The sequence below is a fragment of the Mycobacterium bohemicum DSM 44277 genome (assembly GCF_001053185.1).
GTDB lineage: Bacteria > Actinomycetota > Actinomycetes > Mycobacteriales > Mycobacteriaceae > Mycobacterium > Mycobacterium bohemicum.
The window spans coordinates 795,254-817,384 of the sequence record NZ_CSTD01000001.1 but is presented as its reverse complement, the minus strand read 5'-3'; the positions used below and the strand labels follow the sequence as shown (position 1 = coordinate 817,384).

Annotated in this window: 21 protein-coding genes; 19 read left to right on the top strand and 2 right to left on the bottom strand. The window is 68.0% G+C overall.

What is annotated here, in order from left to right; genetic code table 11:
• Nucleotides 1-412: 412 nt before the first annotated feature.
• The 14 genes from BN971_RS04025 (at nucleotide 413) to BN971_RS03960 (ending at nucleotide 15,656) form a co-directional block, all read left to right on the top strand.
• Complete coding sequence (locus tag BN971_RS04025) at nucleotides 413-712, top strand: PE family protein (RefSeq protein ID WP_085181690.1); 300 nt, start codon at nucleotides 413-415, stop codon at nucleotides 710-712.
• Between the two features lie 17 nt (nucleotides 713-729).
• A complete protein-coding gene (locus BN971_RS04020; RefSeq protein WP_085181722.1) occupies nucleotides 730-1,944 on the top strand; it encodes a PPE family protein in 1,215 nt (404 codons plus the stop codon).
• Nucleotides 1,945-2,285: 341 nt separating this feature from the next.
• The gene (locus tag BN971_RS04015) at nucleotides 2,286-2,585 is read left to right on the top strand and encodes a PE family protein (RefSeq protein WP_085181691.1); all 300 of its coding nucleotides are present in this window, start codon (nucleotides 2,286-2,288) and stop codon (nucleotides 2,583-2,585) included.
• A gap of 104 nt (nucleotides 2,586-2,689) precedes the next feature.
• The gene (locus BN971_RS04010; protein WP_068212109.1) at nucleotides 2,690-2,986 is read left to right on the top strand and encodes a WXG100 family type VII secretion target; all 297 of its coding nucleotides are present in this window, start codon (nucleotides 2,690-2,692) and stop codon (nucleotides 2,984-2,986) included.
• Between the two features lie 50 nt (nucleotides 2,987-3,036).
• A complete protein-coding gene (locus BN971_RS04005; RefSeq protein WP_085181692.1) occupies nucleotides 3,037-3,321 on the top strand; it encodes a WXG100 family type VII secretion target in 285 nt (94 codons plus the stop codon).
• Nucleotides 3,322-3,419: 98 nt separating this feature from the next.
• On the top strand, nucleotides 3,420-4,322 hold the full coding sequence (locus BN971_RS04000; protein WP_085181693.1) for an ESX secretion-associated protein EspG: 903 nt from the start codon (nucleotides 3,420-3,422) through the stop codon (nucleotides 4,320-4,322).
• 278 nt (nucleotides 4,323-4,600) lie between these two features.
• Complete coding sequence (eccD, locus tag BN971_RS03995; protein ID WP_085181694.1) at nucleotides 4,601-6,112, top strand: type VII secretion integral membrane protein EccD; 1,512 nt, start codon at nucleotides 4,601-4,603, stop codon at nucleotides 6,110-6,112.
• Nucleotides 6,090-7,715, top strand: a complete 1,626-nt coding sequence (locus BN971_RS03990; protein WP_090349814.1) for a type VII secretion-associated serine protease mycosin — start codon at nucleotides 6,090-6,092, stop codon at nucleotides 7,713-7,715. The genes eccD and BN971_RS03990 overlap by 23 nt, the downstream gene beginning before the upstream one ends.
• A 19-nt stretch (nucleotides 7,716-7,734) precedes the next feature.
• Nucleotides 7,735-8,931, top strand: a complete 1,197-nt coding sequence (gene eccE, locus BN971_RS03985; RefSeq protein ID WP_085182370.1) for a type VII secretion protein EccE — start codon at nucleotides 7,735-7,737, stop codon at nucleotides 8,929-8,931.
• On the top strand, nucleotides 8,928-10,760 hold the full coding sequence (gene eccA, locus BN971_RS03980; protein WP_085182371.1) for a type VII secretion AAA-ATPase EccA: 1,833 nt from the start codon (nucleotides 8,928-8,930) through the stop codon (nucleotides 10,758-10,760). The genes eccE and eccA overlap by 4 nt, the downstream gene beginning before the upstream one ends.
• Nucleotides 10,761-11,710: 950 nt before the next feature.
• Nucleotides 11,711-13,021 carry a PPE family protein gene (locus tag BN971_RS03975; RefSeq protein WP_085182372.1) on the top strand — a complete coding sequence of 437 codons (1,311 nt, stop codon included), beginning with the start codon at nucleotides 11,711-11,713 and terminating at the stop codon, nucleotides 13,019-13,021.
• Nucleotides 13,022-13,078: 57 nt separating this feature from the next.
• Nucleotides 13,079-14,434 (top strand): PPE family protein, encoded by a 1,356-nt coding sequence (locus BN971_RS03970; protein ID WP_090349812.1) that lies wholly within the window; start codon nucleotides 13,079-13,081, stop codon nucleotides 14,432-14,434.
• A gap of 27 nt (nucleotides 14,435-14,461) precedes the next feature.
• The gene (locus BN971_RS03965) at nucleotides 14,462-14,788 is read left to right on the top strand and encodes a DUF732 domain-containing protein (protein ID WP_170322128.1); all 327 of its coding nucleotides are present in this window, start codon (nucleotides 14,462-14,464) and stop codon (nucleotides 14,786-14,788) included.
• A gap of 157 nt (nucleotides 14,789-14,945) precedes the next feature.
• Nucleotides 14,946-15,656 carry an MgtC/SapB family protein gene (locus BN971_RS03960; RefSeq protein ID WP_085182374.1) on the top strand — a complete coding sequence of 237 codons (711 nt, stop codon included), beginning with the start codon at nucleotides 14,946-14,948 and terminating at the stop codon, nucleotides 15,654-15,656.
• Between the two features lie 3 nt (nucleotides 15,657-15,659).
• On the opposite strand, the gene BN971_RS03955 is transcribed toward BN971_RS03960, so the two are convergent.
• Nucleotides 15,660-16,856, bottom strand: a complete 1,197-nt coding sequence (locus tag BN971_RS03955; RefSeq protein ID WP_085182451.1) for an NAD(P)/FAD-dependent oxidoreductase — start codon at nucleotides 16,854-16,856, stop codon at nucleotides 15,660-15,662.
• Nucleotides 16,857-16,930: 74 nt separating this feature from the next.
• Between BN971_RS03955 and BN971_RS03950 the strand changes: the two genes are divergently transcribed.
• Together BN971_RS03950 and BN971_RS03945 are read left to right on the top strand one after the other, a co-directional pair.
• Nucleotides 16,931-17,875 carry a sterol desaturase family protein gene (locus tag BN971_RS03950; protein ID WP_211279835.1) on the top strand — a complete coding sequence of 315 codons (945 nt, stop codon included), beginning with the start codon at nucleotides 16,931-16,933 and terminating at the stop codon, nucleotides 17,873-17,875.
• A 101-nt stretch (nucleotides 17,876-17,976) separates the two neighbouring features.
• A complete protein-coding gene (locus BN971_RS03945; protein WP_085182375.1) occupies nucleotides 17,977-18,642 on the top strand; it encodes an Rv1815 family serine proteinase in 666 nt (221 codons plus the stop codon).
• Between the two features lie 51 nt (nucleotides 18,643-18,693).
• Here BN971_RS03945 and BN971_RS03940 read toward each other — a convergent pair whose 3' ends face one another.
• Complete coding sequence (locus BN971_RS03940; protein WP_085182376.1) at nucleotides 18,694-19,134, bottom strand: nitroreductase family deazaflavin-dependent oxidoreductase; 441 nt, start codon at nucleotides 19,132-19,134, stop codon at nucleotides 18,694-18,696.
• Between the two features lie 113 nt (nucleotides 19,135-19,247).
• Between BN971_RS03940 and BN971_RS03935 the strand changes: the two genes are divergently transcribed.
• From BN971_RS03935 to BN971_RS03925, 3 genes are all read left to right on the top strand, one after another.
• Nucleotides 19,248-19,931: a TetR/AcrR family transcriptional regulator gene (locus BN971_RS03935; RefSeq protein ID WP_085182377.1), complete on the top strand. Its 684-nt coding sequence runs from the start codon at nucleotides 19,248-19,250 to the stop codon at nucleotides 19,929-19,931.
• A gap of 101 nt (nucleotides 19,932-20,032) precedes the next feature.
• Nucleotides 20,033-20,533 (top strand): VOC family protein, encoded by a 501-nt coding sequence (locus tag BN971_RS03930; protein ID WP_085182378.1) that lies wholly within the window; start codon nucleotides 20,033-20,035, stop codon nucleotides 20,531-20,533.
• Complete coding sequence (locus tag BN971_RS03925) at nucleotides 20,530-21,990, top strand: FAD-binding protein (RefSeq protein WP_085182379.1); 1,461 nt, start codon at nucleotides 20,530-20,532, stop codon at nucleotides 21,988-21,990. The genes BN971_RS03930 and BN971_RS03925 overlap by 4 nt, the downstream gene beginning before the upstream one ends.
• Nucleotides 21,991-22,131: the final 141 nt, after the last annotated feature.

Here is a 22,131-nt window from a genome sequence, read left to right as displayed (position 1 = left end):
GCGCGCGGGAGTTGCGGCCAAACGCAGGCCAGCAAAGCGACCCCGCTCGTCATTCTCCGGCACTTATCCGCGACACGATTTTATCGGGGAACGCGGTGGCCGCGGGCCGGCGCGCAAAGAACACGCGGGGCGCGACGAGCGTTGCGCCGACTGTCCGTCGCTTCCACGATCGCGGGGCCGCCGCAGCTCATACCGGCAAAATCCACTCGGACAGCCGGCGCCGGGAAGAACTTCACCGAGCGCATGCGGCCGCCGGCCGCCGGGTGTTGGTACGAAGCGAGCATCCGCCCGGCCCGAAAACTGATCAGCGAGAACGGGCTAACGTCACTGCTGGCCTGAGGCGAGTGACGTCCATCAGCTAACCCGGGCGAAGAAAACGTCCTAGCCCACAAGTTACAGAGGAGGCGACAACGTGTCGTACGTGACCACTCAGCCGGAGGCCCTCGCCGCGGCGGCCGGCAACCTGCAAGCCATCGGCTCTTCACTGAGCGCGCAGAACGCGGCGGCCGCCGGCCCGACGACGGGCGTGGTGCCGGCGGCGGTCGATCAGGTGTCGGCGCTGACCGCGGCGCTGTTTGCCGCCCACGCCCAGCTGTATCAGGCGGTCAGTGGCCAGGCCACGGCGATTCACGAGGCGTTCGTCAGCACCCTGGGCCTGAGCTCGGGGTCGTACGCGGCCACCGAGGCGGCCAATGCGGCCTCGGCCGGTTAGGAGCTGAGACCATGACCATCGATCTTGGTGCGCTACCGCCGGAGATCAACTCCGCGAGTGTCTACGCCGGCCCCGGCTCGGCACCTCTGGTGGCCGCGGCATCGGCATGGAATACCCTTGCGGCAGAGCTGAATTCAGCCGCTTTGGGATACGAGAACGTGGTGACCCAGCTGTCCAGCGAGGAGTGGCTCGGAACCGCCTCGGCGTCGATGGCGGCGGCGGTCGCGCCTTACGTGGAGTGGATGACCAATTCCGCCGCCCAGGCCGAGCAGACGGCCACTCAGGCCCGATCGGCCGCGGCGGCGTATGAGACCGCGCTGGCGTCCGTGGTGCCCCCGGCAGCGATCACGGCCAACCGGACCGAGCTCGCGCAGCTCCTCGCGACCAACGTCATCGGTCAGAACACCGGGGCGATCGCCGCGCTGGAGTCCCAGTACGGCGAGTTCTGGGCGCAAGACGCCGCGGCGATGTACTCCTACGCGGCATCCTCGGCCACGGCATCTCACGTCACGCCGTTCACCGCGGCCCCGCAGGTCGTCAATCCGGCTGCTGCCACCACCCAGGCCGCGGCGACCAGCACCACTACTGTCGGCTCACTCCAGAAACAGCTGAACGATCTCATCAGCGGGTTCAGCACCCAACTACAGAACTTGTTGTCACCGATCACGGGGCCCGTGGAAAGCGAATTCGCGTACTTCGAATCATCGAGTGGCCCCGTGCCGTGGCTGTGGCAGATACTGTTCGGCACCACCACGGCCCCCAACAATCTGTACACGCTGCTGAGCGACTACTCGCCGTACGCGAGCTTCTTCTACTACACCGAGGGTTTGCCCAACTTCAGCATCGGTATGGCCAACTTCCTCACCCAGACCGCGAAAACCCTCGGGGCGATCGCTCCGGCCGCCGGCGCCGCGGCGGCCGCCGTCCCCAAAGCCCTGCCCAGCCTGGGCGGGCTGCTCGGCGGCGGTGCGGCGCACGCGATCGGTTCGCTGGGCACGGCCGGGTCGGTGGGACGCCTTTCTGTTCCGCCCGTATGGACCGGGACGCTGGCGGGAGCGCATTCCACTGCATCCGCGATACCGGTGAGCAATATCAGGGAGGCCCCCGATGCGGCGGCCGGAAACCTGCTGGGCGGCATTCCGTTGGCGGGGGCGGGCCGCGGGGCGGCCGGCAGCGGACCCCGGTACGGGTTCCGCCCCACGGTCATGACGCGCCCGCCCTCAGCCGGATAGCGGCCCCACGATGACGCCACGCGCCCGGGCGTTCGCGCCTCTCGGGCTGACGCGACATTTGCTCAGCCGCAGCGGCCTTCCGTGGGCAGCCAGTACCGTATATGCTGCTCAAACATCGTATGAGACCGGGCAGTGCGGCTCGGGTCTGCGGGTTTGCTGTGACTGTCGTGTGAAGACCGGCAATCCAGTCCCGACGCTGTTACTGTGTCGTTACGAAAAATGAATTCGCAGTGCGGTTCAGTGAACAATTGCGAACAGGCGGCCCTTGAAGAGGGCTTGCACATACGCCGTCCTCTACGCTCTCTGCAGAGGGTGGGAGACCAAATCAAGGAGGAACAATCATGTCGTTTGTGACGACACAGCCCGAGGCTCTGGCCGCGGCAGCCGGCACCCTGCAGGGAATCGGCTCGTCCATGAACGCTCAGAACGCGGCTGCGGCGGCCCCGACGACCGGGGTGGTGCCCGCGGCTGCCGACGAGGTGTCGGCGCTGACCGCGGCCCAGTTCGCCGCGCACGCGCAGATGTACCAGGCGGTGAGCGCTCAGGCGGCCGCGATTCACGAAATGTTCGTGAACACGCTGTCGACCAGTGCCGGCTCGTACGCCGCGACCGAGATCGCCAACGCGGCCGCCACCGGCTAGCTCGGCCGGCTCAACACTCGGCCCGGGCGGTCACGTTTTGTTTAGCCGTTTCGGGCAGCGTCCAGCAAATGTTCGAATGATCAAAAATTAAGGAGAAAGCCGACATGGCAACTCGTTTTATGACCGACCCGCACGAGATGCGGGCGATGGCGGGCCGTTTCGAAGTGCACGCCCAGACCGTTGAGGACGAGGCCCGCAAGATGTGGGCGTCGTCGATGAACATCGCCGGTGCCGGCTGGAGCGGCCAGGCTCAGGCGACCTCGTACGACACCATGGGCCAGATGAATCAGGCCTTCCGCAACATCGTGAACATGCTGCACGGCGTGCGTGACGGGTTGATCCGCGACGCCAACAACTACGAGCAGCAAGAGCAGTCCTCGCAGCAGATCCTCGGCAGCTAGTAATACAAGCCGCGGCTGCGTAACCTTTCAGACGTTAGGAGAACACCGATATGACCATCAATTACCAGTTCGGCGACGTGGACGCCCACGGCGCCACCATCCGCGCCCAGGCGGCGTCGCTGGAGCAGGAGCACCAGGCCATCGTTCGTGATGTGCTGGCTGCCGGTGACTTCTGGGGCGGCGCCGGTTCGGTGGCCTGCCAGGAGTTCATCACCCAGTTGGGTCGCAACTTCCAGGTGATTTACGAGCAGGCCAACCAGCACGGCCAGAAGGTGCAGACCGCCGGTAGCAACATGGCGAGCACCGACAGCGCCGTCGGCTCCAGCTGGGCCTAGCTTCAAACCTCAGGCGCGGCAGCACACCACCTATCGGTGTGCTGCCGCGTCCTGCGGTTTCCGTGCATTACGACCTTCGATGACCCGTTGAGGATTTGATGGACCCACAGAGCACCCGCACCGACATCACCGTCAACGTCGACGGTTTCTGGATGCTTCAGGCACTCCTGGACATTCGGCACGTCGCGCCGGAGCTGCGGTGCCGACCGTACGTATCCACCGACTCGAGCGACTGGCTGAACGAACATCCCGGCATGGCGGTGATGCGTGAGCAGGGCATCGTCGTCGGCGACGAGGTGCAGGAGCAGGTCGCGGAACGGCTGAGGGTGCTGGCCGCGCCCGACCTCGAGGTCGTGGCCCTGCTGTCGCGCGGCAAGCTGCTCTACGGCGTGGTCGACAACGAGAACCAGCCACCCGGCTCGCGGGACATCCCCGACAACGAGTTCCGCGTGGTGCTGGCCCGCCGCGGGCAGCACTGGGTGTCGGCCGTGCGCGTGGGCAGCGACATCACCGTCGACGACGTGGCCATCGCGGACAGCGCCTCGATCGCGGCGCTGGTGATGGACGGCCTCGAATCGATCCACCACGCCGAGCCGGCGGCGATCAACGCCGTCAACGTGCCGCTGGAGGAAATGCTGGAGGCAACGAAGGATTGGCAGGAATCCGGGTTCAACGTGTTCTCGGGCGGCGACCTGCGCAGAATGGGCATCAGCGCCGCCACCGTGGCCGCGCTCGGCCAGGCGCTGTCAGACCCCGCGGCCGAGGTCGCGGTGTACGCGCGTCAGTATCGCGACGACGCCAAGGGCCCCAGCGCCTCGGTGCTGTCCCTCAAGGACGGTTCGGGCGGCCGCATCGCCCTCTACCAGCAGGCCCGCACCGCCGGTTCGGGCGAAGCCTGGCTCGCGATCTGCCCCGCGACCCCCCAGCTGGTCCAGGTGGGCATCAAAACCGTCCTGGACACCTTGCCCTATGGCGAATGGAAAACACACCGCAGGGTGTGAGGCGACGAGGGTCCGCGAAACACAATGTTTACCAATGCTTTTGCCCATAAGACGCGGTCGAGATGCGAACGCGGCATACTCCTCTAGAATCATCAGCAAATCCCAACCAGTGTCACGACTCCTGATCGCAAGGCGAGGCAGATGAAATCTGAATTAGTCGGGCTGCACCTCCCGGGGGAACCTAGCGCCTCGGCGAGTCGGTCGACCGTGCCTCCGGCTGCTCTCACGCAGCCGGTGGCTTGGGCTCACACATCAATCACGGCAGGGGGTGCATTGCGATGACCGCTGTAGTTGAGGCGCCACAGCATGACGTTGAGGGACTCGCTCAACCTCGCGCGGTAGTGGTCGGCATCATGGCCGGCGAGGGCGTGCAGATCGGTGTCCTGCTGGACGCCAACGCCCCGGTCTCGGTGATGACGGACCCGCTGCTGAAGGTGATCAACAGCCGGCTGCGGGAGCTCGGTGAGACTCCGCTGGAGGCCACCGGACGGGGCCGGTGGGCCCTGTGCATGGTCGACGGCTCGCCGCTGCGCGCGACCCAGTCCCTGACCGAGCAGGACGTCTACGACGGCGACCGGCTCTGGATCCGGTTCGTTCCGGACACCGAGCACCGCTCGCAGGTGATCGAGCACATCTCCACCGCGGTGGCGGCCAATCTCAGCAAACGCTTCGCCGCGATCGACCCGATCGTCGCGGTTCAGGTCGGCGCCTCGATGGTCGGCGTCGGGGTCACCGCCGCGGCGGCCCTGCTCGGCTGGTACCGCTGGCACCACAACTCGTGGCTGCCCACCGTCTTCGCCGCGGTGATCGCCGCGGTGATGCTGGGCGTGTCCCTGCTGCTGCTGATGCGCGCCCGGACCGACCAGGACCGGCGCGTCGGCGACATCATGCTGCTGAGCAGCATGGCCCCGCTGGCCGTCGCCGCGGCCGCGGCGCCGCCCGGGGGAGTGGGTTCGCCCCAGGCCGTGCTGGGCTTCGGCGTGCTGACCATCGCCGCGATACTGGCTCTGCGCTTCACCGGACGCCGACTCGGCCTGTACACGGCGATCATCACCATCAGCATGGTGGCGGCTGTCGCCGCGCTGGCGCGGATGGTCGCGATGACCAGCGCGGTCACCCTGTTCACGTCGGTGGTTCTGCTGTGCGTGTTCGTCTACCACGGGGCGCCCGCGCTCTCGCGCCGGCTGGCCGGCATCCGGCTGCCCGTCTTCCCCTCGGCGACCAGCCGCTGGGTCTTCGAGGCCCGCCCCGACCTGCCGACCACCGTCGCGCGGTCCGAGGGCGGCCCGCCGGTCCTGGAGGGGCCCGCGTCGGTGCGCGACGTGCTGCTGCAGGCCGAACGCGCCCGCTCGTTCCTGACCGGACTGCTGTTCGGCCTGGGCATCCTGATGGTGGTTTCGCTGACCGCACTGTCCGACCCGCACACGGGTCAGCGCTGGCTGCCGCTCCTGCTGGCCGGCTTCAGCGCGGGATTCCTGATGCTTCGCGGCCGCTCGTACGTCGACCGCTGGCAGTCGATCACCCTGGCGGTGACCGCCGTGCTGATCGTCGGCGGCGTGGTCGCGCGGTTTGCGCTCGAACTGCAGTCACCGCTGTCGATATCCGTCTGCGTCGCGATCCTGGTGCTGCTGCCGGCCGCGGGGCTCACGGCCGCGGCCGTGGTGCCCAACACGATCTACAGCCCGCTCTTCCGCAAGTTCGTGGAGTGGATCGAGTACCTCTGCCTCATGCCGATCTTCCCGCTGGCATTGTGGTTGATGAACGTTTATGCAGCCATCCGATACCGCTAGTCGCAAGCCGTGGCATGGTCGCGCATCCCGCGCGACCATCGCCGCGGTTTTGCTTGCGTCAGGCGCGTTGGCCGGGCTGCCGCCGGCGTATGCGATCTCACCGCCGACGATCGACCCGGCCGCGGTACCGCCTGACGGTCCGCCCGGGCCGCCGGCGCCGATGAAGCAGAACTCCTACTGCACCGAGGTGGGGGTGCTGCCCGGCACCGACTTCCGGCTGCCGCCGAAGTACATGGAGATGCTGAACCTCCAGGAGGCCTGGCAGTTCGGTCGCGGCGCAGGCCAGAAGGTCGCCGTGATCGACACCGGTGTGACCCCGCACCCGCGGTTCCCGCACCTGATACCCGGGGGCGACTACATCATGGGCGGCGACGGCCTGTCCGACTGCGACGCGCACGGCACCATCGTGGCGTCGATGATCGGCGCCGCCCCGGCCAACGGTGCGACCGCGCCGCCGGCGGCACCGCCCGGACCCGGGGGCCAGGCCCCCGCGTCCAACCACGGCGGTGGAACGGTGACCATCCCCGGCTACGCCGGCGGCGGGCACGTCGTCGCGGTGGACAATCCCCGCCCGCAGGATCCGCCGCCCCCGCCGCCCGGGCCCGCACCGGCGCAGGCGCCCGACGCCTACAGCGGCATCGCCCCGGACGTCGACATCATCTCGATCCGTCAGGACAGCCAGGCCTTCGGCCTCAAGGACGCCTACACCGGTGACGAGGACCCGCAGACGCGGGCGAAGATCGACGACGTCGAGACCATGGCGCGGGCCATCGTGCACGCCGCCAACCTGGGCGCCACCGTCATCAACATCTCCGATATCACCTGCATGAGCGCACGCAACATCATCGACCAGCGCTCGCTGGGCGCGGCGGTGCACTACGCGGCCGTCGACAAGAACGTCGTCATCGTCGCCGCGGCCGGTGACACCAGCAAGAAGGACTGCAAGCAGAACCCGGCCTACGACCCGATGCAGCCCAAGGACCCGCGCGACTGGGCGGGTGTGACGACGGTGGTCACGCCGTCCTGGTTCAGCGACTACGTGCTGACGGTCGGCGCGGTCGACACCGACGGCCGGCCGCTGACACAAGGCGGTCAGGGGCAGGGCACGACAAGTGTCGCCGGACCCTGGGTGGGGATCGCCGCACCGGGCACCGACGTCATCGGGCTCTCCCCGCGCGACGACGGCCTGATCAACGCGATCGACGGCCCGGACAACAGCCTGCTGGTGCCGTCCGGCACCAGCTTCTCCACCGCGATCGTGTCCGGAGTGGCCGCCCTGGTCCGCGCCAAGTACCCGGAGCTCTCGGCGTATCAGGTCATCAACCGGCTCGAGCGCACCGCCAGGGCGCCGGCGCGCGGCGTGGACAACCAGGTCGGCCACGGCATCATCGATCCGGTTGCCGCGCTGACCTGGGACGTGCCGCAGGGTCCGGTGAAGCCGCCGCAGCAACTGTCGGCGCCGCTGAACATTCCTAAGCCTCCCCCTCGTCGCGATATGGTGCCAGTGTGGGTAGCCGCCGGGGGACTGACCGGAGCATTGCTGATCGCCGGGGCGGTGTTCGGCACAACGGTGCTGATGAAGCGATCACGCAAACAGCAATAAGGGCGGAGCAGTAAAAGCTATGAAAGCTCAGCGCAGTTTTGGGTTGTCTTTGGCGTGGTCGCGGGTGACCACCGTGTTCCTGGTGGACGTCTTGATCATGCTGGTGGCCAGCCACTGCCCCGAGAGCTGGCAGGGCGAGCACCGCATTGCCTTCTGGGTGGGCGTAGCCCTTGCGGCACTGGTCACCGTCCTGTCGCTGGTCACCCACCACGGCCTGACGGTCACCACGGGACTGGCTTCGTGGCTGTGGGACTGGTCCGCCGACCCGGGTTCCTCGCTGGCCGCCGGGTGCACACCAGCGGTCGATTACCAGCGCCGATTCGGGCGCGACACGGTGGGTGTGCGGGGGTATCAGGGCCGCCTGGTCACGGTGATCGCCGTGGACGGCGGTGAGGACGACCCGACGGGCCGCCACCGCCATCGCACGCTGTCCGGCGCCCTGCTCGTTCAGTCCGTCGCGGCCGGACTGCGGCAGTTCGACATTCACCTCGACGGCATCGACATCGTCTCGGTGAAGGTGCGCCGCGGCGGAAATGCGGCCGAACTGTCCAAGCTCGACGACTGGGGTCCCGAGGAGTGGGACGTGGTCGGTGACCAGCCGACCTCCTACGTGCGCCGGACCTGGCTGATCCTGAGGATGAACCCGCAGCGCAACGTGGCCGCGGTGGCCGCCCGGGATTCGCTGGCGTCGACGTTGGTGGCCGCGACCGAGCGGCTCGCCCAGGACCTGGACGGCCAGCAGTGCGCGGCCCGCCCGTTGACCGCCAACGAACTCGCCGAGGTCGACAAGGCCGTGCTCGCTGACCTGGAGCCCACCTGGAGCCGGCCGGGATGGCGCCACCTCAAGCACTTCAACGGGTTCGCCACCAGCTTCTGGTTGACCCCGTCAGACATCAGCACCGACGCGGTGGAGGAGTTGTTCCGGCCCGACACCGACGCCACCGTGCTGACGATCCGCTTGGCGAGCGAGGCGGGCCGGCCCTACGTGTCGGCGTGGGTGCGTTACCACAGTGACGGGCGGCTCCCCCGGGAGGTATCGGCGGGGCTGAACCGGCTCACCGGTCGCCAGCTGGCCGCGGTGCGCGCCAGCCTGCCGGCCCCCACCATCCGCCCGCCGATGGTGGTGCCCAGCCGTGGTCTGCGCGACGACGATGACCTGGTCCTGTCGGTCGGCCGGGCGCCGGATGCCTCAACGGGCGTGCCCGTCACGCGATGACGCGGTCGCAATCCATCGCCGAAGACGCCCGTAATGCTCTGGTCGCCGGACTGCTGGCGTCGGGCATCTCGGTCAACGGGCTGCAGCCCAGCCACAATCCGCAGGTCGCGGCGCAGATGTTCAACACCGCGACCACCCTCGATCCCGGCATGTGCGATGCCTGGCTGGCGCGCGTGCTGGCGGGTGAGCAGAGCATCGAGGTGCTCGCCGGAGCGTGGGCGGCGGTCAGGACGTTCGGCTGGGAGACCCGTCGGCTCGGGGTGACCGATCTGCAGTTCCGCCCCGAGGTTTCCGACGGACTGTTCCTGCGGCTGGCGATCACCAGCGTGGAGTCGCTCGCGTGCACCTACGCCGCCGCCCTGGCCGAGGCCAAGCGCTATGAAGAGGCGGCGAAGCTCCTGGAGAGCGTCGAGCCGCGACACCCGTTCGAGGAAGAGCTGTTCGCCTACGTGCGCGGCGTGCTGTACTTCCGCACCGGGCGCTGGCCCGACGTGCTGCTGCAGTTCCCCGAGGGCAAGCAGTGGCGCCAACCGGAGCTGAAGGCCGCGGGTGCGGCCATGGCCACCACGGCCCTCGCGTCGCTGGGGGTGTTCGAGGAGGCCTTCCGGCGCGGCGAGGCAGCGATCGAGGGCGACCGCGTCCCGGGGGCGGCCACCATCGCGCTCTACACCCAGGGCATGTGCCTGCGGCACGTCGGCCGCGAGGAAGAAGCCGTCGAGCTGCTGCGCCGCGTGTACTCGCGGGACCCGAAGTTCGCCCCGGCCCGGGAGGCGCTGGACAACCCGAACTACCGGCTGGTCCTCACCGACCCCGAGACGATCGAGGCCCGCACCGACCCGTGGGACCCCGACAGCGCGCCGACCCGCGCCCAGACCGAGGCCGCCCGCCACGCGGTGGAGGCGTCGAAGTACCTGGCCGAGGGTGACGCCGAGCTCAACGCGATGCTGGGCATGGAACGCGCCAAGCGGGAGATCAAGCTGATCAAGTCGACCACCAAGGTCAACCTGGCGCGCGCCAAGATGGGCCTGCCGGTGCCGGTGACGTCGCGGCACACCTTGCTGCTCGGCCCGCCGGGGACCGGCAAGACCTCGGTGGCACGCGCCTTCACCAAGCAGTTGTGTGGGTTGACCGTATTGCGCAAGCCGCTGGTGGTCGAGACCAGCCGCACCAAGCTGCTGGGGCGCTACATGGCGGACGCAGAGAAGAACACCGAGGAGATGCTCGAGGGCGCCCTGGGCGGAGCGGTCTTCTTCGACGAGATGCACACCCTGCACGAAACGGGATACTCGCAGGGCGACCCCTACGGCAACGCGATCATCAACACCTTACTGCTCTACATGGAGAACCATCGCGACGAACTCGTCGTCTTCGGTGCGGGATACGCCAAGGCGATGGAGAAGATGCTCGAGGTGAATCAGGGCCTGCGCCGGCGCTTTTCGACCGTCATCGAGTTCTTCAGCTACAAGCCGGACGAACTCCTGGCGCTGACGAAACTGATGGGCCAGGAAAACGAAGACATCATCACCGACGAGGACGCCGAGGTCCTGCTCCCGTCCTACAGCAAGTTCTATTACGAAGAGACCTACTCCGAAGACGGTGACCTCATCCGCGGCATCGACACCCTCGGCAACGCCGGGTTCGTGCGCAACGTGGTGGAGAAGGCCCGCGACCACCGCAGCTTCCGTCTGGACGACGAGGACCTCGACGAGGTACTGGCCAGCGATCTCACCGAGTTCAGCGAGAGTCAACTGTTGCGCTTCAAGCAACTGACGGGCGCCGACCTCGCCGAGGGCCTCAGCGCGGCCGTCGCCGAGACCAAATCGAGCTAGCCGCCACCCCGCACGGCTAAACCACGCGGCCCCTAGGGCGGCGTGTGGCGCCGGCGGGACAGCGACGCGCGCTGCACGGCGACGGTCCGCGCCGGGCCGCGCGCCCGCAAATGCCCAGGCCCGGCCGGACCTCACAGGTGACCTGAATCTGAAAAGAGGATTCCGCAACCCAAAGGTCGTCAACGAACGCCCGCCAACCTGCCGCTGACCTGGCCGAACACGATCTTCCGGCTCACAGGTAACCCCCAGCAGCTAATCAGCGTCACCGGAGGGATGCCTGCGTACTCTAAGTGAACTTCAGGGTAGCAACAGATGACATCCGGTTGCCGGGCCGCTCGAGGCACGCGCCGGCTGGCGTCAACGAAATGGAGCCGGGGGTTTATGAGCTGAGTATCAAAAATGACAATAGGTCCGGTTGACGGATTGCATTAGTGGCGGCGTTTCGGCGCCACGCGTCAAACAAGTTCGGACCGACGGAATTTGTCATGAGTACAATAGCGGCGGCGCGACCAAAGGCGGCGATTCGGAGCGGCTGCGTTAAAAGAAAGTTAATGTCTCGTCGCTGCTGGCGTGGCCCACATGTGAATATTTCACGCTCGATTCCCGGCAATTAAGTGCCGATAAGAGTGCGTTTGTTTTTGCTGCCCTGAGCACGCCCGATAGGGCTGTTCACGTCCGAAGGAGGTTATCTGAGGCGCACCGCTGAGTTCACTCGGTTCGGGCTCTGCTGACATTTATGATTAACATTTCGATTACGCCGCGGGAATGCGGCATGAATAGCCTTTCAACACGGAACGGGGCGCATCCTCGGCCCGTCAAAGGGGAGCGTGGGGTCGGTCGCATTTACCCAGCCGATTCCATGCGTTCGATTAGAGCTTCGGCGCGGATGCGGCAGAAGCAAGCGGGCCGCGCCTACCATGGCGGCCACTCGAAGAGAGCGGAGGATATCGATGTTCGTTGATTTCGGGGCGCTTCCGCCGGAGATCAACTCCGGACGGATGTACGTCGGCCCGGGATCGGGGCCGATGCTCGCCGCGGCCGCCGCCTGGGACGAGCTGGCGGCGGAACTGCAGTCCACGGCGGCGTCGTACGGCAGCACGGTCCAGGGTCTTTCCGTTGGCCCATGGACGGGCCCGTCCTCGATGGCGATGGCGGCGGCGGCCGCACCGTTCGTGCAGTGGATGAGCACCACCGGCGCTCAGGCCGAGGCCGCGGCATCCCAGGCCAAGCTCGCCGCCGCGGCCTACGAGACCGCGTTCGCGGCCACCGTGCCGCCGCCGGTGATCGCGGCCAACCGGTCCCTGCTCATGGCCCTGATCGCCACCAACTTCCTGGGGCAGAACACCCCCGCGATCGCCGCGACCGAAGCGCAGTACATGGAGATGTGGGCGCAGGACGCCGCGGCCATGTATTCCTACGCCAGCTCGTCGGCGGGAGCATCCCAGCTGGAGACGTTCCTGGAGCCGCCGCAGACCACCAGCTCCGCCGCCGCCCCGATGCAGGCGGCCGCCACCAGCCAGGCAAGCGGCACCCCCGCGGCATCGATCGGCACGCAACTGTCCCAGCTGATCAACTCGCTGCCGACGGCGCTGCAGAGCCTGGGCAGTGGCTTGGCGAACTCGCCGACCACGTCGGGAAACCTGCTCTCGGGGCTCGCGTTGCCGCAGCTGGCGAGCCTGCCCAACCCGGCCACGACGGCAATCGGCACGGATCTGCTCAACTGGAACACCATTTGGTCCACCGTGACCGGCACCTACAGTCCGCTGTTCAGCTGGACCAGCATCCCCGGCGGCCCGTTCCTGTCCTTCGGCCAGGTCTACGCCTACGCGCAAAACGGGCAGGGCTTGCAGGCCTTCTTCACTCCCAAGGCCATCAGCGGCGCGTTGGCGCCGCTGACGTCGGAGATGCCGCACTTGTCCGCTGCGAGCGCGGGATTGGGCGGCGCACCGGTATCGGGCGCCATGGGCAAGGCGGCGCTGGTCGGCAGCATGTCGGTGCCACAGGGCTGGACGGAAGCCGCCCCGGCGCTGAGGACCTTGGCGTCGGTCCTGCCCAACGTTTCGTCTGTACCGGCCGCCTCGCTATCGGGCGAGGGCGGCGTGTTCAGCCAGATGGCGCTGTCGAGCCTGGCCGGACGGGCCCTGGCCTCGGCGGGTACCTACTCGGGTGGAAGCGCCGCGGCCGGCTCACTCGGTGGTGTGGTCGCAGAAGCCGAGGCCGCGACGGCCACCATCATCGTGATCCCCGCTCTCGAGGACTGACCGCGATGGCCGCGCCGACCACCTACTCTTCGCCTACCATCAGCTAAGGGGCCAGACATGTTCTATGCAGCGTTTCCGCCGGAATTCAACTCAGGCCGGATGTACAGCGGGCCGGGAGCCGGATCCCTGATGACCGCCGCCGAGACCTGGAGCAGCCTGGCGACCGAACTTCAGTCCACCGTCTCCTCCTATTCGTCTGTCATCGACGGCCTGGCCAGCGGACCCTGGACCGGTCCGTCGGCGCTGAGCATGGTGGCGGCCGTCACGCCCTATCTCTCGTGGATGCAGCAGACCGCCGCCCAGGCCGCCGAAGCGGCCAGTCAGGCGACCGCGGCGGCCGGCGCCTACCAGGCCGCTTTCAGCGCACACGTGCCGCCGGAGGTGATCGCGGCGAACCGCAGCCAGTTGGCCTCCCTGGTCGCAACGAACGTCTTCGGGCAAAACACCGCGGCGATCGCGGCCACCGAGATCCAATACGCGGAAATGTGGGTCCAGGACGCGCTGGCAATGAACGACTACGCCGCCTCGTCGGCGTCGGCCACCCAGTTGACGCCGTTCGGTGCGGCGCCGCAGGTCACCAACGCGGGCGGCCTGGTCAATCAGGCCGCGGCGATGGCTTCGGCCGGCGGCACCTCGGCCAGTAGCGCGCAATCGATCCTGTCCGGTCTGACCAGCACCGTGACCGGCCCGTGGTCGTCGTTCCTGCAAACCGCTGCGAACCTGTCCACCGACTACACCCAGACCATCAACGGGCTCATCAATGGCCTGCTGGGACCCTTCGGCTTCACCTGGTACAACACGTTGTACAACTCGGTCAAGGTTCCGTTGGGGCTGACCACCCAGTTCAACGACATCGGCCTGCTTATCAACTTCCCCGCCTCGCAGTTCCTCAAATTCGCCCCCCACCCTGCGCTGGGGGAGATCCCGAGAGGAGCGCTGGGCGCCGGACTGGGGGCCCCCCACTGGGGCCGGGGCACCCTGTTCAACGCGGTGTCGCCGACGGCGGATTTCGGGCGGGGCACCCTGGTCGGCAATCTGCGGGTCCCGCCCAGTTGGGCCACGGCCACCCCGGCCATCCGCACGGGGGAGGGCGGCCTGCTCGGCTCGATGTCCTTGGCCGGAATGCTGGGCAGCGCCGCAGGGGCCGGCGGCCCCACCGTCGTTGCGCGTGCAGGCGCGCGAAGCCGTCTCGCCCCGCTCAAAGATCTCAAGGACGCCACGTCGCCCGACAAGCTGAAGCGCCTGGTCGCCCAGATCTCGGAGAAACCCGACAGCGTGCAGCATCACAACGTCGATCAAGAGGGCCTCGATGCTCTGCTCGAGCAACTGTCGAAGAAGCCGGGCATTCATGCGGTGCACCTGAAGAAGGGCGACAAGCCGCAGGTGGTCCCGACTGAAGCGCAATTAGGTTAGCGCGCAACACGATTGGGAGATTGGATGATCATGAGGGCACTATTGGCACTGCTCGGCGTATCCGTCGCGATCGGCTTCGCCGCGCCGGCGTACGCCGCCCCGCCTCCCGGACCCGACGGTGACGACGCGGGATTCCTCGCCGCTCTGCAGAAAGTGGGCATCAGCTACGCCAGCCCGGACGCGGCGGTGGCTTCGGCCAAGGCGGTATGCACGTGCCTCAACAACGGCGAGGCGGGTCTCGAGCTCGTCCACGACGTGAAGAGCCACAACCCGGGCATGGACATGGAGAACGCTTCCAACTTCGCCATGATCGCGGCGAAATTCTACTGCCCGCAACAGCTTTCGAAGGCATAGCGCACCCGCCCCGCCTGCCGGGGAAGATGGCGGCGAGGTGAACTCAGTTCGCCTCGGGTCAACCTGTCGTTCATGTGAGCGTGGTTAGCTGCGCGATCGTCGCGGAACGAAGGGCCCGGGGGAATCGCCGCGGCGGGCGGGGAAAGGAGTGCGCCGCATGGAAACACTGAGCGTTGCGGATTTCGCGCTCCGGCTCGCCGTCGGGGTGGGCTGTGGCGCCCTCATCGGCCTGGAACGGCAATGGCGGGCACGCAGGGCCGGCCTGCGCACCAACGCGCTGGTGGCCGGCGGCGCGACGTTGTTCGTGCTCTACGCGGCCGCAACCACGGACACCAGTCCCACGCGGGTCGCGTCCTACGTGGTGTCCGGCATCGGCTTCCTCGGCGGTGGGGTCATCCTGCGCGAGGGCGTCAACGTCCGGGGGCTCAACACCGCCGCGACGCTGTGGTGCTCGGCCGCGATCGGGGTGCTGGCGGCTTCCGGGCATCTGGTGTTCGCGCTGATTGGCACCGGAACTGTCATCGGCATCCACGTCGTCGGGCGACCGCTCGGGCGTCTGATCGACCGCGACAACAGCAGCGGCGACGACGACGAAAGCCTGCAGCCCTACTTGCTGCAAGTGGTCTGCCGCCCGAAATCCGAGAAGTACGTGCGCGCACAGATCGTGCAACACGCCAGCACCAACGACATCACGCTGCGCGGCATTCACACCGGGCGCGCCGGCGATGACGAGGTCACCCTGAGCGCTCACATCCTGATGGACGGTCACACACCGGCCCGCCTCGAGCGGCTGGTGGCCGAGCTGTCCCTGCAGCCCGGTGTCCGCGCGGTGCAGTGGTACGCCGGTGAGACCGCACAGTCCGATTGACCGTTACTCGGGGCGGGACTGCAACTCCGGCGCCGCGGCGGCCAGCAGGTCGGCGCGGACTCCGGTCAGTGGCGGATAGATCCGCCGGGCGTTGATCTCGCGCTTGGTCGCTTTGGCCCGGGCGCCGGTGGAGACCACCGCCCGGTCCCATCCCTCGGTGTACACCGCGCCGGCCGGTCCGAGGTCCAATACCGTCACGTACCAAGGGATTCGGAGCGCGAGCAATGGCTCGCCGCACAGGTCGCCGATCACGTTGTAACCCGCATAGCGGCCCATCGGGCGCCCGTGCTGGCACGACATCACCGACAGGTGCTCGTCGTCCATGTGCGCGGCGGCGACGTCGCCGGCCGCGAACACCCCGGGCACCCCGACCACCCGCAGAAAATCATCGACGGGCACCCGGCCCAACCGGTCGCGCGCCACGGGTAGCTGCTCGGTCAGCGCACTGGCCCGCATCCCGGCGCACCAGACCACCGTGGCCGCCTCCACCATTTCGCCCGAGGACAGCTCCACCCCGCGCCGGCTGACCGCGGCGACGCCCACCCTGGTCCTGGTCTCAACGGCATTGTCGGACAGCGCCTTTTCGATCACCGGCCGAGCCGAGGGCCCCATGTCCGAACCCACGGCGGGATTGCGGTCCACCAGGACCACCCGTGGACTCATTCTGTCGCCGAACAGGTTTCGCATCCGGGTCGGCAGCTCGCAGGCCACCTCGATCCCGGTCAGCCCGGCACCCACCACCACGGCCGTGGCCGCCGCCGGTCCGGCCTCGTCGGCGAGCCGTCGCAGGTGCTGGTGCAATGCCAGCGCGCCGTCGTAGGTGTCGACGTCGAAACCGAAGTCGCGCAGGCCTCCGACGTCGGGCTTGCACACCTGGCTGCCCGCGGCCAGCACGAGCCTGTCGTAGCCGTAGGTCACCCCGCGCGACGTGGTGACGCGGCGTGCCGCGGTGTCGATCGCCGTCACCTCGGCGGCGACGTGGCGGACGCCGACCGGGTCGAGCAGACCGGCGAGCGGGATGCGGCACGGGCTCAGGTCGGCCTCGTAGTTGCGCACCCGGATGTCGTGGAACGGCTTCGCACTGACCACCGTGACCTCGACAGTTCCCGGCGGGACCGCGAGCTCGTCGAGCCGTCGTGCCGCCCCCAGTGCGGCCCACAGGCCGGCGAAGCCCGAGCCGATCACCACCACAGAGCTCAACTGATCAACATCCCGTCGGTCGAAGTGGCGCAATGCCTCGATGAGCATCCCACCGATCGTCGTAATCTAGGTGGGTGCACGACCTCGCCGGCTTCTTGTCCGGGTTGCCCCCGCAACTGCGGGACCCGGTACTGTTCGCCATCCCGTTCTTCCTGCTGCTGCTGACGCTGGAGTGGACGGCGGCCCGCAAGCTCGAGCAGATCGTGACCTCCCAGGCCGATGCGGCCCGTCCGGCGTCGGGTGCGCACCTGACGCGCGACTCGCTGGCCAGCATCTCGATGGGGCTGGTGTCGGTCGGCACCACGGCTGCCTGGAAGGCGCTCGCCCTGTTCGGCTATGCCGCGATCTACGCGTATGTGGCGCCGTGGCACCTGGCGGCGACCCGCTGGTACACCTGGGTGATCGCGCTCGTCGGCGTCGACCTGCTGTATTACGCGTATCACCGAATCGCGCACCGGGTGCGGCTGATCTGGGCGACCCACCAGGCCCATCACTCCAGCGAGTACTACAACCTCGCCACCGCGCTGCGCCAGAAGTGGAACAACAGCGGCGAAATCCTGATGTGGGCGCCGTTGCCGCTGCTCGGCGTCCCGCCCTGGATGGTGTTCTTTTCGTTCTCGATCAGCCTGATCTACCAGTTCTGGATTCACACCGAGCGGATCGGCAAGCTGCCCAGGCCCTTCGAGTTCGTCTTCAACACCCCGTCGCACCATCGCGTGCACCACGGCAGGGACAAGCTCTATCTGGACAAGAACTACGGCGGCATCCTGATCCTGTGGGACCGGCTGCTCGGCACCTTCCAGCCCGAAATCTTCCGCCCGCATTACGGCCTGACCAAGCCCGTCGACACGTTCAACATCTGGAAGCTGCAGACGCGCGAATACGTCGCGATCGCCCGCGACTGGCACTCGGCGAGCCGGCTGCGCGACCGGCTGGGTTACGTGTTCGGGCCGCCGGGTTGGGCGCCTCGCACGGCCCGCCGAACCGACGACCCGATCGCGCTGGCGACGTCTCCGTAACGCTCGGCCGATCCGTCACGAAAAGGTTACGAAAGGGGCGAGTACCCGTAACCTTGAAACTGCGGCCGGGAGTTTTCCGGCCCCGACGGATCGGAGTTCACGTGCGCCGCCTGGCAACCCGCGCATTAGCCGCGTCGATCTCCCTTTCAGCCGCGATCTCCCCGGCGACGGCCAAAGCCGAGCCCACCCTGGTGTTTCCCGGCATGGAGATCCACCAGGACACCCGCCTGTGCACCCTGGGCTATGTGGACCCCGTCATGCGCATCGCCTTCACCGCGGGGCACTGCCGCGGCGGGGGAGTCGTCTACGACCGGGAGCAGCGCGTCATAGGACGGCTCGCCACGTTCCGGGACAACACCCCGAGCGGCACGACGGTGGCCACCGACCAGGTGATCTCCGACTACGAGGCGATCGTGCTCGACGACAGCGTCACGGTGAGCAACGTCCTGCCCGGCGGGCGGCACCTTGATCAGAACCCCGCCGTGGCGCTCGCGCCCGGCCAGCCGGTCTGCCATTTCGGCGTGAGCACAGGCGAAACCTGCGGAACCGTCGAGAGCGTCAACAACGGGTGGTTCACCATGTCGCACGGCGTTCAGAGCCGGCAGGGCGACTCCGGTGGTCCGGTGTACCTGGCACCCAATGGCGGCCCGGGGGTCATTGTCGGGATCTTCAACAGCGTCTGGGGTGACCTACCTGCCGCGGTCTCGTGGCGCGCGACCTCCGACGAGGTTCGCCAGGACCTGGGAGTGACGTCCAACCCCCGCTAGCGGCGATCGCAAGCGCGGCGGAGCCGGGCGCGGCGGGGCGCCACATCCTGACTAGCGCGCGAGGACGAACACCGGGATCGCCGGCGCCACGGCCAGCATCGCCTCGTCGGTGCTGTCCGGCGTCAGACCGCCCACGTAATCCTTGACCTGCCAGTACCACCGGGCAAGATAACGCCGTAGCACCTCGGGTTTGGCCGCGTCGTCGAGCTCGATGGCGCGGGCGGTTCGCCGGCGCCAGCGCGGGCCCACCTCGACCAGGCCGGCGGCCCGGACGTTGCGGACCCACTGGGTGTTGCCGCGGGGGGAGACGAGGTAGTCCGCGCCGTCCGCGCTCAGCACGTTGACCACGACGCCGCGCGGCTTGCCTGTCTTGCGTCCGCGCACGCGCAGCGCCCGCGTCCCGGCGATGCTGACGCCCTGCTCGGCCAGCCAGCGGATCACCGCGTTGGCGGCCCGCGCGGCCGGGCTCGGTTCCTGGTATCGCGTGGTCATGAGGCGTCCCTTCTCTCCGGCTTTTCGAGAGCAGTGCTCTCTGTACGGCAAAGGCTGCCACACGGCCGAGCGAAAAACAAGAGCAGTGATCTCTTTCGTGCGAGACTGGCGGCGTGGGCAAGCGCCAGGAGTCGCGAGAGCAGATCGAGGCGCGGATCGTCGAACTCGGACGGCGCCAGCTCGTGGATCGCGGCGCCGCGGGCCTCTCGGTCCGTGCGATCGCCCGCGACCTGGGCATGGTTTCCTCGGCCGTCTACCGCTACGTGTCCAGCCGGGACGAACTGTTGACCCTGCTGCTCGTCGACGCCTACTCCGAACTGGCCGACGCGGTGGACCGGGCCCGGGAAACCGTCGGCGAGTCGTGGAGTGACGACGTCATCGCCATCGCGCGGGCGGTGCGGGGTTGGGCCGTCGCGCACCCGGCCCGCTGGGCCCTGTTGTACGGCAACCCGGTTCCGGGGTATCACGCACCGGCGGACCGCACGATGGTGGCGGGCACCCGGGTGGTCGGCGCGTTCCTCGACGCCGTGGCCGCCGGCATCACCACCGGAGACATTTGCTTGACCAATGACGTTGTCCCACAACCACTGTCGTCCGACTTCGAGCGGCTCCGCCAGGAATACGGATTTCCCGGCGACGACCAGGTACTCACCAAGTGCTTTTTGGTGTTCGCCGGAGTGGTGGGCGCGATCAGCCTCGAGCTCTTCGGCCAATACGGCTCCGACACCCTGACCGACGCCGGGCCACTCTTCGACGCGCAGGTTCGGTTGCTGGTCGGGCTGCTGGGCCAGAATTAGAACGTGTTCAGCGCGACGTTTCCCGGCCCCGCCCGCCGGGGGTTGGCAAAGCCTTTCCCGCCCTTTCTGGCGGACACGGTCCTCCGCTATCCTGCGAGACGATGACCGACTCCCTGCAATCGCCGACGCAGATCGCGTGGGTGACTCCGGACATGGACGCTACCGAAACCGCGCTCACCGGCTTGTTAGGCGTGCGGAAGTGGGTCCGGATACCCGACGTGCACTTCGCGCCGGAGACGTGCAGCTACCGGGGCGGCCCGGCCGACTTCGTTGCCCACATCTCGCTGAGCTACCTCGGAGAAATGCAGCTCGAGCTCATCACACCGGTGCGCGGGGAGAACATCTATAGTGACTTTCTGCGGGATTCGGGCCCCGGCTTGCACCACATCTGCGTCGAGGCGCAAACCCCCGAGCGATTCGACCAGGCGTTGCTCGAGTCCGCCGAGCAAGGGGCCCCCGTGGTCCAGCAGGGCGTGATGCCCGGCGGGCTGCAGTTCGCGTACGTGTCGGCGCCACAGGCGGCGGTGCCGTTCCTGGAGATCGCCTATGTCCCGCCCGACATGCGGGCCTTCTACGACTACATAAAACGGGAGCAGCGGTGAGCACCGAAATACCGGCAACGGTCGACGCGGGCGACGTGACGACTTGGTCCGACGACGTCGACGTGGTGGTGATCGGTTTCGGCATCGCCGGCGGATGCGCGGCGGTCACCGCCGCCGCGGCCGGCGCCCGGGTGCTGGTGCTGGAGCGCGCCGCCGCCGTGGGCGGCACGACTTCCCTTGCCGGAGGCCACTTTTACCTCGGCGGCGGGACGGCCGTCCAGCAGGCGACCGGCCATCGCGACTCGGCGGAGGAGATGTACAAGTACCTGGTCGCGGTGTCGCGGGAACCCGATCACGACAAGATCCGGGCCTATTGCGATGGCAGCGTGGAGCATTTCAACTGGCTGGAGGACTTGGGGTTTCAGTTCGAGCGCAGCTACTTTCCCGGCAAGGCGGTGATCCAGCCCAACACCGAGGGGCTGATGTTCACCGGAAACGAAAAGGTGTGGCCTTTCCTGGAAATGGCGGTGCCGGCACCCCGCGGCCACAAGGTGCCGGTGCCCGGCGACACCGGCGGCGCCAGCATGGTGGTCGACCTGCTGCTCAAGCGTGCCGCCGGCCTGGGGGTCCAGATCCGCTACGAGAGCGGTGCCACCGAGCTGATCGTCGACGGTTCGGGCGTGACCGGCGTGATGTGGAAGCGGTTCTCCGAGACCGGCGCCATCAGGGCGCGGGCGGTGGTGATCGCGGCCGGCGGTTTCGTGATGAACCCCGACATGGTGACCAACTACACGCCGAAGCTGGCCGAAAAGCCGTTCGTGCTCGGCAATACGTACGACGACGGCCTGGGCATCCGGCTGGGCGTGTCGGCCGGCGGCGCCACGCAGCATATGGACCAGATCTTCATCACCGCGCCGCCGTACCCACCGTCCATCCTGCTGACGGGGATCATCGTGAACAAGCTCGGCCAGCGTTTCGTCGCCGAGGATTCTTACCACTCCAGGACCTCGGGGTTCATCATGGACCAGCCGGACAGCTCCGCGTACCTGATCGTCGACGAGGCGCACCTGGAGCACCCCAAGATGCCGCTGGTTCCGCTGATCGACGGCTGGGAGACCGTGCCGGAAATGGAAGCGGCACTGGGTATTCCGGAGGGTAACCTGGTAGCCACGCTCGATCGCTACAACACCCACGCGGCGCGCGGGGAGGACCCCGATTTCCACAAGCAGCCGGAATTCCTTGCGGCGCAGGACAAAGGGCCGTGGGGCGCGTTCGACATGTCGCTGGGCAAGGCGATGTATGCCGGGTTCACCCTGGGCGGGCTGGCGGTGACGGTGGACGGCGAAGTGCAACGGGCCGACGGCAGCGTCATCCCGGGGCTGTACGCGGCCGGCGCGTGCGCGTCCAACATCGCTCAGGACGGCAAGGGGTATGCCAGCGGGACACAGCTGGGGGAGGGCTCGTTCTTCGGGCGCCGCGCCGGAGCGCACGCGGCCCGCAGGGCCGGGGTCGAGTAGGCGCGTTCAGGCACAGCGCCGGAGCGCACGCGGCCCGCAGGGCCGGGGTCGAGTAGGCACCGCCGAGACTGCCGTGAGGGTCGCGATTTCGCCGCGAACACGACCGTGAACGCAATCTCGGTGCGGAGCGCGCACCGATTG